This window comes from Stappia stellulata DSM 5886, assembly GCF_000423705.1.
Taxonomy (GTDB): Bacteria; Pseudomonadota; Alphaproteobacteria; order Rhizobiales; family Stappiaceae; genus Stappia; species Stappia stellulata.
In genome coordinates this window covers 875,371-887,813 of sequence record NZ_KE384083.1, presented here as the reverse complement: position 1 = coordinate 887,813, position 12,443 = coordinate 875,371, and the positions used below count along the sequence as shown (strand labels likewise).

Here is a 12,443-nt window from a genome sequence, read left to right as displayed (position 1 = left end):
CTACAGCATTTAGGGTCTGCCGCAACACTGAACAAGGCCTGTCGGGCAAGGACGGGTCTCATCGCAAAGCAAGAGGAATCCCACCATGGGTGCATGCTGCGGACACGATCACGGGACGTTCGAAGGCCTGTCGGACGACTACAAGCGCCGGCTCTGGGCGGTCATTGCGATCAATGCGGCGATGTTCATCGTCGAGATGGTCGCCGGTCAGATGGCCGGTTCCCAGGCGTTGAAGGCCGATGCGCTGGATTTCTTCGGCGACGCGATGACATACGGCATTTCGCTAGCGGTCATCGGCGCTTCCTTGAATGTGCGTGCCACCGCTGCGCTTGTGAAGGGCATCAGCCTGCTCGCCATGGGCCTGTGGGTGCTGGGGTCGACGCTCTACCAGGTGATGGTCCTGGGGGTGCCGCAGGCCGAGGTGATGGGCGCCATCGGTTTTCTGGCGCTGGCGGCCAATCTGGCGAGTGTCGGCTTGCTGATGCGCTACAAGGACGGCGACGCCAATGTGCGCTCCGTCTGGCTGTGCTCGCGCAACGATGCGATCGGCAATATCGCGGTCATGATTGCGGCGGCGGGCGTATGGGCAAGCGACACGGGCTGGCCGGATCTTCTGGTCGCTGGGCTGATGGCCGGTCTGTTTCTCTCCTCCGCCTTCCAGATCATCGTGCAGGCGTGGCGCGAACGCACCACCGCAAAGGCGGCCGGAACGGCGCAAGGTCACGGGCATGATCATGGCGGGGAAACGCCGGCAGCCTGATCGGTTGAACAGGCCGGGCCGGTCTGGCGGGACGAAATCGGGTCGAAAACGGGGGCACGTCTGGCGTCCCCGTTTTCGGTGTTTGCGCAATCCTTCGGTTACCGGTGGGTCCCGATCACCGGACGCGGGCAATCGGACTGGATGATCACGGTGCCGTTCGGATAGACGTAGCGGATCTTGCTGCATCCTTCCTCCTGCTTCTTGAGGATCGGCGTGCGTGCCGGCCTGCGCGGCTTTCCGGGCACATGGGTGGCCGCGGCAGCGGTGGCCATGCAGCTCGGCGTCGCACAGAGGATCGGCCCGCCCACGCTGCTCTTCGGTCCCCAGCCGCGGCGACCGCCGCCGCTGCTGCCGTCGACGGATGCACTCTGGCTCGCGCCGCCGCCGCCACCGCCTTGGCCGGCGCTGCTTTGTGCCATTGCCTGGCTCGCCCCGAATGCCATCGTCAGGGTGACAACACTCATCAGTGTCATTTTTCGCAGATCGGTCATTTTGGTTTCCTTCCTGTCATGTGTGAGTGGTTTGCCCGCCGGTGCGGATCGTTTGTCGCTCAGGGTGCGGTGTTCATTGTCCGCCTTGCCTGTGATGTCATAGTGCCGTAGCGGAAGGTTAGGTGATGTGATGCGCAGCACAGGGCGTCGTCTTTGCCCCTGCGCGGACCAGGCGGACGGTCTTCGCCTTCGGATGCGGCTCGGCCGGCGCGTTTGCGCGGCCAAGCCGCCTTGACGGCGCGGGGCGATGGTGGCACCTGTCGCGCCGACCGGGCGCGCGCCTGTGCGCCGGTTCCGGCAGCGGCAAGGACGAAAGATCATGACCAGCGAAGCAGTGCCCGCGCACATGCGCCCCGAAAACTCCTTTCAGGGGCTGATCCTGACGCTCCAGCGCTATTGGGCCGATCAGGGCTGCGTGGTCCTGCAGCCCTACGACATGGAGGTCGGCGCCGGCACGTTTCACCCGGCGACCACGCTGCGCTCGCTCGGACCGCGCCCGTGGAAGGCGGCCTATGTGCAGCCCTCGCGCCGTCCGACCGACGGGCGCTACGGCGAGAACCCGAACCGGCTCCAGCACTACTACCAGTTCCAGGTGATCCTGAAGCCCTCGCCGGAGAACCTGCAGGAGCTCTATCTCAACTCGCTCTATGCCATCGGCCTCGATCCCGCGCTGCACGACATCCGCTTCGTGGAGGACGACTGGGAAAGCCCGACACTCGGCGCCTGGGGTCTTGGCTGGGAATGCTGGTGCGACGGCATGGAAGTGTCGCAGTTCACCTACTTCCAGCAGGTCGCGGGCTTCGAGTGTTCGCCCGTTTCCGGCGAGCTTACCTACGGGCTGGAACGGCTCGCCATGTACATCCAGGGCGTCGATAACGTCTACGACCTGAACTACAACGGCCGCGAGGGCGCGGAAAAGGTCACCTATGGCGATGTGTTCCTGCAGGCCGAGCAGGAGTATTCGCGCCACAATTTCGAACACGCCGACACGGAAACGCTGTTTCGTCATTTCAAGGACGCGGAAGACGAATGCCGTCGCCTGCTGGACGCCGGCGCCAAGGCGCGCGATGCGGCGGGCGCAAGCGTTCATCAGGTGGTGCTGCCGGCGTACGACCAGTGCATCAAGGCGAGCCACGCCTTCAACTTGCTCGATGCGCGCGGCGTGATTTCCGTGACCGAGCGTCAGAGCTACATCCTGCGCGTCCGCGAGCTGACCAAGGCCTGCGGCGGCGCCTTCCTGGAAACGGAAGCCGGCGGCGTCGGGTACACGGCGTAGGCCGATCCGTCGGACGGGCGGGAGGAAGGCCTTCCGCTGAGCGGCAGGCGGGGGCTCACATTCGGGTGACATTTCCCCGGCGACGCACTAGCGTTTCCCCGTCGGGGCCGAAGATCATTTCGGAAAGAAGGACGGGACGGAATGGGAACCTGGATCGTGCTGGGCGTGCTTGTCGCGCTCGGGCTTTATGTCGTCTATCTCTACAACACGCTGGTGCGCCAGCGGCAGATGGTGCGCGAGGGCTGGAGCGGCATCGATGTTCAGCTCAAGCGCCGCACCGACCTCATCCCCAATCTGATCGAGACGGTGAAGGGCTATGCCGCCCATGAAAGGGCGACGCTTGAGGAAGTGACCGAAATGCGCGCGCGCGCGGCCAGCATGCCGCGCGACGACGTCGCCGGCCGCTCCCAGGCGGAATCGATGCTGTCCCAGGCGCTCGGCCGGCTTTTCGCGGTGGCCGAGGCCTATCCGGACCTGAAGGCCAACGACGGCTTCCGCGATCTCCATGCCTCGCTCGACAAGGTCGAGGAGACCATCCAGATGGCGCGGCGCTACTACAACGGCGCGGTGCGCGGTCTCAACGTGACGGTGGAGAGCTTTCCCGCCAACCTGATCGCCGGGAAGTTCGGGTTCGAGCAGGCCGACTATTTCGAGATCGAGGACCCGGCCGACCGCGCCGTCCCCGAGGTCTCCTTCTAGAGCGATTGCCCTTACCGCAAAGAGAGGCGCCATGCCGCTTGTCATGAAAATGCGCCACGCGATGGCCGTGATCGGTCTCGCGTTTTGCCTGATCGCCGTCTCGGGCGGTGCGGGCAATGCGCAAGAACGCATTCATTCCTTCAACGCGACCGTCGAGGTGGGCGGCGACGGCACGCTGACGGTCACGGAGACCATCCGCGTGCGCGCGGAGGGCAATGAGATCCGGCGGGGCATCTACCGCGACATTCCGCTCGCATTCGAGACCGCGGACGGGCGGCGTGCGCTGGCCGGATTCGAGCTCTTGTCGGTAACCCGCGACGGAGAGCCCGACGGCTATAAGGTCAATCGCGGCGGCGGCGGAGTCCGAATCTATTTCGGCAGGGAAGAGGTCCTGCTGACGCCGGGCGACTACACCTACAAGCTCGTCTACGAGACGACCCGCCAGATCCGCTTCTTCGAAGATTATGACGAGCTGTTCTGGAACGTCACCGGCAACGAATGGATCTTCCCGATCGACAAGGCCACCGCTCGGGTGGTGCTGCCAAACGGCGCGCCGGCGCAGCAATGGACTGCCTACACCGGCCGCTTCGCCGAGCGCGGAAGCGATGTGACGGCCCGTACGGAAGACGCCGGCAACAGCGTTGTCTTTTCCACCACGCGGCCCTTGTCCGCCGGCGAGGGCCTGAGCGTTGTCGTTGCCATGGAAAAGGGCGTCGTTGCGCCGCCGACGCCGGAAGAGGAACTCGGCTACTTCCTGCAGGACAACATGGCGACGATCCTGGGCGGCGGCGGCGCGCTGCTGGTGCTCGTCTATTATTTCGGTGCGTGGTGGCTCGTTGGACGCGACCCGGCGAAGGGCGTCGTCTTTCCGCGTTTCGAGGCGCCCGACGGCGTGTCGCCGGCGCTGGCCGCCTATATTTACGACAAGGGCTTCGGCGATGGCGGCTGGAAGGCGCTGTCGGCCGCCTGTCTCAATCTGGCGATCAAGGGCCGGATGAAGATGGAGGATTTCGCCGAGGATCTGACGTTGTCCCGGCCCCGGAGCGAGACGGGAAATCTCAAGGGGTTGCCGAAAGGAGAGGCGGCAATTGCCCGCTGGTTCGACGCACGCAATTCGAGCCTCACGCTCAGCACGGCGAACGGAATCTCGGTGGTCTCGCTCGGCAAGAGCTTTCGCGGTGCCATCGAAGGGGAAAACCGGGGGCGCTTCTTCAAGGAAAACCGTCTCTATCTTGTCCCGGGCATCGGCTTGAGTGTCCTGACGATCATTGCTCTCGTTGTGTTCGGCAATCTCGATCAGACCGAAATCGGCGCATTGTTCCCCGCGATGATGGGCGGCTTCGTCGGCACGCTGTTCTCCTTGCGGATCGGCAAGAGCCTCAGCCGTTCACGCGGAATCATGGCCCGGGTCGGTCTTGCCTTTGCCGTGTTCGCGCTCGTCATGGCGTTGGGCGTCGGGGCGTTCGCGGTGATTTCGATCAACGGCGAGATCCCCTATCCGGTCCTGATCGCCGTGGGGTTGTTTTCGGTAAACGTGTTGTTCTTCTTCCTGCTCGGCGCGCCAACCGCGGTGGGACGCGCGCGTCTCGACGAGATCGAGGGGCTGAACATGTATCTTTCGGTCGCCGAAAAAGACCGGATGAACATGGCCGGCGCGCCGGAGATGAGCCCGCGTCACTTCGAGACGCTCTTGCCCTATGCGGTTGCGCTGGGGGTTGAAAAGCCGTGGTCGAGAGCCTTTGAGGCCTGGTTGACGACGGCGGCCGGCGCTGCGGTCGCGGCCAGCTATGCGCCCACGTGGTACAGCGGTCGGCATTTCGATGCGCACCATATCTCCAGCACATTGGGCGATACCGTCAGCGCGATGTCGGGAAGTTTCTCCTCGTCCCTGCCGGCCCCGAAATCCTCGTCTTCCGGTTTTTCCGGAGGCGGCGGCTTTTCCGGAGGCGGCGGCGGCGGCGGCGGGGGTGGTGGCTGGTAGGCCGCGTCTCTTTTTCGTCACCCCGCGCAGCCCTGGCTTGGCTGTGGGGGTGACTTTTTCCTCCCGCCTTGGTAACGGACGCAGCACATGTTTTCGCGGGCGCTTACCAAGCGCCCGGGCCACCCAAACATCGAGATCAAAGATGCCCGATCTTCTCCTGGAGCTGTTCAGCGAGGAAATTCCGGCCCGCATGCAACGGCGTGCGGCGGATAACCTCAAGTCGCTGGTCACCAACGCGCTGGTGGATGCGGGTCTCACCTACGAGGGCGCCAAGGCCTTTGTGACCCCGCGCCGGCTGGCGCTTCATGTCGCGGGTCTTCCGGCCGCTTCCAGCGCAACGCGCGAAGAGCGAAAGGGTCCGCGCGTCGGCGCGCCGGAAAAGGCGCTCGAAGGATTTTTGCGCGGCGCGGGTCTCGCCTCCATCGACGAGGCGGAGGTCGCGAGCGATCCGAAGAAGGGTGATTTCTACGTTGCCGTGATCGAAAAGCCGGGCCGCTCGACGCCGGAGATCGTCGCCGAGGCAATGCCCGGCATCATCCGCAACTTCCCCTGGCCGAAGTCGATGCGCTGGGGAACGGGCAGCTTGCGCTGGGTGCGTCCGCTGCATTCCATTGTCGCGACCTTCGGACCCGAGACGGAAGAGCCTGAGGTGATCCCCTTCGAGGTCGACGGGATCGTTTCCTCGAAGTTTACGCGCGGCCACCGCTTCCTGGCGCCAGACGCGTTCGAGGTGCGGCGGCTGGAGGATTACGCCGACAAGCTGGAAAAGGCGAAGGTCGTGCTCGATGCCGACCGGCGCAAGGACATCATCGCCCATGATGCGCGCAACCGCGCAATGGCGCTCGGGCTGGAGCTGGTCGAGGACGAGGGGCTTCTGGAAGAGGTCGCGGGGCTTGTCGAATGGCCGCTGGTGCTGACGGGAAGCTTCGACGAGACCTTTCTCAAGCTTCCCGACGAGGTCATCCGCCTGACGATCCGCGCGAACCAGAAGTGCTTCGTGCTGAAGGATCCGGCAACGGGCGCGCTCTCCAACCGCTTCGTCGCGGTCTCCAACATCAAGGCCGCCGACGGCGGCGCGACGATCATCGCCGGCAACGAGAAGGTGATCCGCGCAAGGCTGTCGGATGCCTGGTTCTTCTGGGAAACCGATCTGAAGGCGCCGCTGGAAAGCCGGCTGCCGAAACTCGATCATGTCGTCTTTCACGAAAAGCTCGGCACGCAGGCCGCCCGCGTTGCGCGGCTGGAAGCGCTGGCGCGCGAGATCGCGCCGCAGGTGGGCGCAGATGTGGAAAAGGCTGCGCGTGCGGCGCGCCTTGCCAAGGCCGACCTGCCGACGCAGATGGTCTTCGAGTTCCCCGAGCTTCAGGGCCAGATCGGGCGCACCTACGCGGACCTCCAGGGCGAGGACGCCTCCGTCGCGACCGCCATCGAAGACCACTACAAGCCGCAGGGTCCGTCCGACGATGTGCCGGGCGATCCGGTCGCGATTGCGGTCGCGCTCGCCGACAAGCTGGATCTCCTGACCGGCTTCTGGGCCATCGACGAAAAGCCGACCGGCTCCAAGGACCCTTACGCTCTGAGGCGTGCCGCGCTCGGCGTGATCCGGATCGTGCTGGAGAACGGGCTGCGTTTGGGGCTGAAATCGCGGATCATGTTGGCCGAGACCCGCATTCTGCGCGAAATTTCAACGGATCATGCGCTGGAGCAGGCCGTCGACGCGGCAATGGCAACGAAGGGGTTGGACCTGGGGTCTAAGGTCGATGACCGGATCGCGGAAGAAATTCACAAAAAGAACCTGCCGGATCAAGCGAAGTCAGAAGGCCTTGCCCTCGACCTCCTTGCCTTCTTCGGCGACCGGTTGAAGGTCCACCTGAAGGACGAGGGCGCGCGCCACGACCTGATCGACGCGGTCTTCGCGCTGGAAGGGCAGGACGACCTCTTGATGGTGGTCAAGCGCGTCGAGGCGCTGGGGGCGTTTCTCGCAACCGAAGACGGCGCGAACCTGCTTGCCGGCACCAAGCGCGCGGCCAACATCCTGCGCGCGGAAGAAAAGAAGGACGGCACGGCCATCGAGGGCCGTCCGCATGCCGATCATCTGGTTGAGCCGGCGGAAATCGATCTGGCGGCCGCCATCGACACGGCGCGTGCAGCACTCCGCGATGCGCTGAAAAACGAGGATTTCTCGGCCGCGATGACCGCTCTTGCCGGCCTGCGTGCGCCCGTCGACCGCTTCTTCGACGACATCCACGTCAATGCCGACGATCCCGACCTGCGGCTCAACCGCTTGCGCCTGCTTGCGGAAATCCGCGAGGCGACGCTCGGCGTTGCGGATTTCTCCAAGATCGCGGGTTAGAGCGCTTCAACCGAACGTCGGGGCTCTCCGATCCCGGGTCGCGGCTGCGCCACGCCCGGGAGGACGCCATCCGTCTCGCTGGGGGGGGGGCGCGGTGGGGATGAAGCGTGCCGAAGGCACGGTGTCGGGCGTGTTCCGCTCGGCGTCACCCCGGGCAAGCGGACGCGCCGCCACACTCTGCGTCATCCCGGCCCCCGAGCCGGGATCCATTGGCAACCTCAGCGGGTGCGAGTTAGGTCGATGCGTCCGCGTTCCGGCATCTGCCGTGGACACTGGCGACGTGGACTGGATCCCGGCTCAGGGGCCGGGATGACGTCGGTGGGTGGTGCGAAGGCCCGGCGTCACTCCGCCGGCATGCCGGAAAGCCGCGCCACCGGCTCTTCCCGGATCGGCCAGTGCACGAGCGCGGCGAAGATCCCGAGCGCGATGCCCATCCACCAGATCGGATCGTAGGAGCCGGTCTGGTCGTAGATGCGCCCGCCGAGCCAGACGCCGAGAAACGCGCCGATCTGGTGGGAGAAGAACACGAAGCCGAACAGCGTCGCCATGTAGCGCGGGCCGAACATGACCGCGACGAGGCCTGATGTCGGCGGCACGGTGGAGAGCCACAGGAAGCCCATCGTCCCGGCAAAGACGAGCACGGTGAACGGCGTTGCCGGCACCAGCAGGAAGATGGTGATGGCGACCGCCCGTCCGATATAGATCAGCGACAGGAAATGCGGTTTGGAATAGCGTCCGCCGATGTAGCCCGCCGCCAGCGCGCCGAAGACGTTGCAAAAGCCGATCAGCGCGATGGCGATCGCCCCCCAGCTCGGGTCGAGACCGAGGTCGACGATATAGGGCGGCAAATGCACGGTGATGAAGGCGACGTGAAAGCCGCAGACGAAGAAGCCGAAGGTCAGCAGCAAGAACCCGCGCGTGCCGAAGGCTTCCGCAAGCGCCTGGCCGAGGCTCTGGTCGATCTCGCCGGAATCGGCCGAAAACGCCTTGGGCTTGCCCTTCAGCGCGATGGAAAGAAGCGGCACCATGGCGACAATGGCGGCGAGGATCAGCAGGGCCTGATGCCAGCCGAAACCGTCGATCAAAGCCTGTCCGAGCGGGGCAAAGAGGAACTGACCGAAGGAGCCTGCGGCAGTACCGACGCCAAAGGCAAGCGAACGCTTCGCCGGCGTGACGGCGCGCCCGAAGGCGGCCAGGACCAGCGAGAAGGAAGAAAACGCGACGCCGAGGCCGACCATCACGCCGGCGGAGATGTGCAGCATCATCGGCGATTCCACGAAGGCCATCAGCCCAAGGCCGGCGATATAGAGCAACGCGCCGAAGGTGACCGTGCGTGCGGTGCCGTAGCGGTCGGCGATCATGCCGGCAATCGGCTGGCCGGCGCCCCACATCAGGTTCTGGATCGCAAGCGCCAGCGAGAACACCTCGCGCGACCAGTCGCGGGCATCGGTCATCGGCGCCAGAAACAGGCCCATCGAGGAGCGCGGCCCGAAACCGATCAGCGCGATCACGCAGCCGCAAATGATGATCAGCGGGACGTTGGGACCGTCCTTGATGGCGGTGTCGCGGGGGGAGGCGGAGGTCATGATCGTGTCCGTGCTGTTGTCTGGTGCCGGCGGGTCGGGCCGGGCGGTCGTTGTTTCGTTCGGGGCTTGCACAAGCCGGCAGACACTGTGCGGCCGAAGAGCGCGCAGACTATGCGCGACGTCAAGTGGCGCGAAAAGCGAAAGATCCTGATCGATGCCATTCACGATACGGATGGGTTCGTGGACGGTCTGCCAGGCTGGCCGTTTCCGGGCCACGCAGGGGGATGCAAGAAAGCATTTGGCAATCTGCTATTGCATCCTTATATATACCCGCGAAGAGCATAACCGACGGCCTTGGCCGCGTTTTTTAAACGTCAGGTTATGCTCATATTGAGCATAAAGCGCCGGAAAAGACGCGACGGCTCAGGGTCGAGTGAACTGCCGAGTGCGGTTCAGGAACAGTCAAGGGAGGTCGCCATGACCACCACTGTAATCTCCACCGGCGCATGCGCCGACACCCGTCGCCCCGCACGCGAGAAGGCCGCCGGATTTCCGCCGGTCGCGCGTCCGTCCCTTGCCTACACGCCCGAGGTCGAAGCGGAAACCGCGTCGGTCTACGAGAAGGTGAAGGATTTTATCCCGAAGGTTGAATGGCCGGTGCTGGCGCCGGTGATTCATGCGATCAACAAGCTCAAGAAGGAGCGCAACGCGGTCATCCTGGCGCATAACTACATGACGCCGGAGATTTTCCACGGCGTGGCCGACATCGTCGGCGACAGCCTTCAGCTCGCCAAGGAGGCGGCCAAGACCGACGCGGATGTGATCGTCCAGTGCGGCGTGCACTTCATGGCCGAGACCGCCAAGATCCTCAGCCCGGAAAAGACGGTGTTGATCCCCGACATGAACGCCGGCTGTTCGTTGGCGGAATCGATCACCGCCGCCGATGTGCGGGGCTTGCGCGAAAAGCACCCCGGCGTGCCGATCGTCACCTATGTGAACACCTCCGCCGACGTGAAGGCGGAATGTGACATCTGCTGCACCTCGGCCAATGCCGTACAGGTGGTGGAAAGCCTGGGCGCGCCCAAGGTGCTGCTCATTCCCGACCAGTATCTGGCGGCCAATGTGGCGCGCCAGACGGATGTCGAGATCCTGACCTGGGCCGGTGCTTGCGAGGTGCATGAGCGCTTTACCGCCGACGAGTTGCGCGAATACCGCGACATCGAGCCGTCGGTGAAGATCATCGCGCATCCCGAGTGTCCGCCCGAGGTGGTCGACGAGGCCGATTTTACCGGCTCGACCGCCGGCATGATCAACTGGGTGAAGACCAACCGGCCGGAGAAGGTGATGCTGGTCACCGAATGTTCGATGGCCGACAACATCGCGTCGGAGACGCCGGGCGTGAACTATGTGCGCCCGTGCAACCTCTGCCCGCACATGAAGCGCATTACCTTGTCGAAGATCCTCGACGCGCTTGTGGAAATGCGCGATGAAGTCACGGTCGATCCCCAGGTGGCGGACCGCGCCCGCCAGGCGGTTGAGCGGATGATCCACCTGAAGAGCTGACAAGCGGTTCGCGCGCCTTGCCTTTCCGGGCCTGGCGCGCGGCCCGACCCTCCCTTGTCGCCGTCCGCGTGTCCCGCGGGCGGCGGTTTTCCGTAGTGTACCGTGCCGGATACTCGCGCCATGACGTCTGCCCGCAACGTGACCACGCATATCGACGATGTCGTCATTCTCGGCGGCGGGCTGACCGGCCTGTTCTGCGCGCTCAAGCTCGCGCCGCGCCCGGTCACGATCCTCTCCGCCTCGCCGATCGGCGAGGGCGCGTCGTCCGCCTGGGCGCAAGGGGGCATTGCCGCCGCCGTTTCCGATGAAGACAGTGCCGCCTCCCATGCGGCCGACACAATCGCGGTGGGCGGCGGCTTGTGCGAGGAAAACATCGTCCGGCTGATGACCGAAGAGGCCGGCGAGCGCATCCGCGACCTGCTCGGCTACGGTGTCCCCTTCGATACGGATCTGGAAGGGCGCTTGCAGCTGTCGCGCGAGGCGGCACATTCGGTCAATCGCATCGTGCGCGTGCGCGGCGACATGGCCGGACGCGCCATCATGGACGCGCTGGTCGCCGCCGTGCGCAAGACGCCGTCGATCCGCGTCGTGGAAGGCTACCTCGGCGAGGAACTGCTGCATCAGGGGCGGCTCGTCACCGGCGTGCTGGCCCGGCGCCGGGGCGACCGCGAGCGGCTCGCCTTTCCCGCCCACGCCGTCGTGCTGGCGTCGGGGGGCATCGGTCACCTCTTTGCCGTTACCACCAATCCGTCCGAGGCGAACGGTCAGGGCCTGGCGATGGCCGCGCGCGCCGGTGCGGTGCTTGCCGACGCGGAGTTCGTGCAGTTTCATCCCACCGCCCTCAATGTCGGGCACGACCCGGCGCCGCTTGCCTCGGAAGCCCTGCGCGGCGAGGGCGCGACACTGATCAACGGTGCGGGCGAGCGTTTCATGGAAGCGGTCGATCCGCTGAAGGACCTGGCCGCCCGCGATGTTGTCGCACGGGCCGTCTTTCGGGAAAACGCGGCCGGGCGCGGCGCGTTTCTCGATTGCCGCGAGGCCATCGGCGCGGCCTTCGCCGACAAGTTTCCGACCGTCTTTGCCGCCTGTCGGGCGGCGGGGCTGGATCCGGTCACCCAGCCGATCCCGGTGGCACCCGCGGAGCATTACCACATGGGCGGCGTGCTCACGGACGCCAATGGCCGTACCTCGCTCGACAATCTCTGGGCCGCCGGCGAGGTCGCCTCGACAGGTGCGCATGGCGCAAATCGTCTCGCTTCGAACTCGTTGCTGGAGACGGTGGTCTTTGCCGCCCGCGTCGCCGAGGATATCCAGAACCAGATGCCCAATCCGCGCAGCGCGCATTGGCCGGGCATCGACGACCGCATTCAGGAGCCGACCCGCCGCAACGAGGTGGAGCGCGCCGCGATCACGGTGCTGCGCGAGGTCATGTCGGCAGGCGTCGGCGTCGAGCGCACCGGCGATGGACTGATCGCAACGCTTGCCGTTCTCGATGCGCTGGAGGCGCGTTGCGCGCGCCGCTCGATCCTCAACATGATGACCGCCGGCAAGGTGGTGGCGGCCGCTGCCCTGATGCGCACCGAGAGCCGGGGCGGCCATTGGCGCTCCGACCATCCGGCCGCCGATCCGGCACAGGCACACCGCTCCTTCCTGACGATGAGCCAGGTCGAGGCAGTCGTGCGCGAGGCGGCGGACAGCGATATCGGCCGCAAGGCCGTTGCCGCACAGGGGCTCGACCAGCCTATCGCGGGAGACGACTTGTGAGCACCAGCGCCTATCGCCCCGTCCTGTCGT

General features: G+C 65.5%; 9 protein-coding genes. 7 read left to right on the top strand and 2 right to left on the bottom strand.

The window, feature by feature from the left end; all coding sequences use genetic code 11:
- Window positions 1-85: 85 nt before the first annotated feature.
- Window positions 86-760, top strand: coding sequence for a cation efflux transmembrane domain-containing protein (locus tag G572_RS0121185; protein ID WP_029060171.1), 675 nt, complete (start codon window positions 86-88; stop codon window positions 758-760).
- Window positions 761-858: 98 nt separating this feature from the next.
- Here G572_RS0121185 and G572_RS0121180 read toward each other — a convergent pair whose 3' ends face one another.
- Window positions 859-1,251, bottom strand: coding sequence for a hypothetical protein (locus G572_RS0121180; protein WP_029060170.1), 393 nt, complete (start codon window positions 1,249-1,251; stop codon window positions 859-861).
- 346 nt (window positions 1,252-1,597) lie between these two features.
- On the opposite strand from G572_RS0121180, the gene G572_RS0121175 reads away from it, so the two are divergent.
- From G572_RS0121175 to glyS, 4 genes are all read left to right on the top strand, one after another.
- Window positions 1,598-2,527: a glycine--tRNA ligase subunit alpha gene (locus tag G572_RS0121175; protein WP_425423459.1), complete on the top strand. Its 930-nt coding sequence runs from the start codon at window positions 1,598-1,600 to the stop codon at window positions 2,525-2,527.
- Between the two features lie 141 nt (window positions 2,528-2,668).
- Window positions 2,669-3,226 (top strand): LemA family protein, encoded by a 558-nt coding sequence (locus G572_RS0121170; protein ID WP_029060168.1) that lies wholly within the window; start codon window positions 2,669-2,671, stop codon window positions 3,224-3,226.
- A gap of 31 nt (window positions 3,227-3,257) precedes the next feature.
- Window positions 3,258-5,207, top strand: a complete 1,950-nt coding sequence (locus G572_RS0121165; RefSeq protein ID WP_156884775.1) for a DUF2207 domain-containing protein — start codon at window positions 3,258-3,260, stop codon at window positions 5,205-5,207.
- Between the two features lie 142 nt (window positions 5,208-5,349).
- Entirely contained in the window at window positions 5,350-7,560 is a 2,211-nt protein-coding gene (gene glyS, locus G572_RS0121160) for a glycine--tRNA ligase subunit beta (protein ID WP_029060166.1), read from the top strand.
- Between the two features lie 341 nt (window positions 7,561-7,901).
- Here the strand turns inward: glyS and G572_RS0121155 are convergent, their stop codons facing one another.
- Window positions 7,902-9,146: an MFS transporter gene (locus G572_RS0121155; protein ID WP_029060165.1), complete on the bottom strand. Its 1,245-nt coding sequence runs from the start codon at window positions 9,144-9,146 to the stop codon at window positions 7,902-7,904.
- A gap of 417 nt (window positions 9,147-9,563) precedes the next feature.
- Between G572_RS0121155 and nadA the strand changes: the two genes are divergently transcribed.
- Both nadA and G572_RS0121145 read left to right on the top strand, forming a co-directional pair.
- Window positions 9,564-10,649: a quinolinate synthase NadA gene (nadA, locus tag G572_RS0121150; RefSeq protein WP_029060164.1), complete on the top strand. Its 1,086-nt coding sequence runs from the start codon at window positions 9,564-9,566 to the stop codon at window positions 10,647-10,649.
- Window positions 10,650-10,769: 120 nt separating this feature from the next.
- A complete protein-coding gene (locus G572_RS0121145; protein WP_029060163.1) occupies window positions 10,770-12,413 on the top strand; it encodes an L-aspartate oxidase in 1,644 nt (547 codons plus the stop codon).
- Window positions 12,414-12,443: the final 30 nt, after the last annotated feature.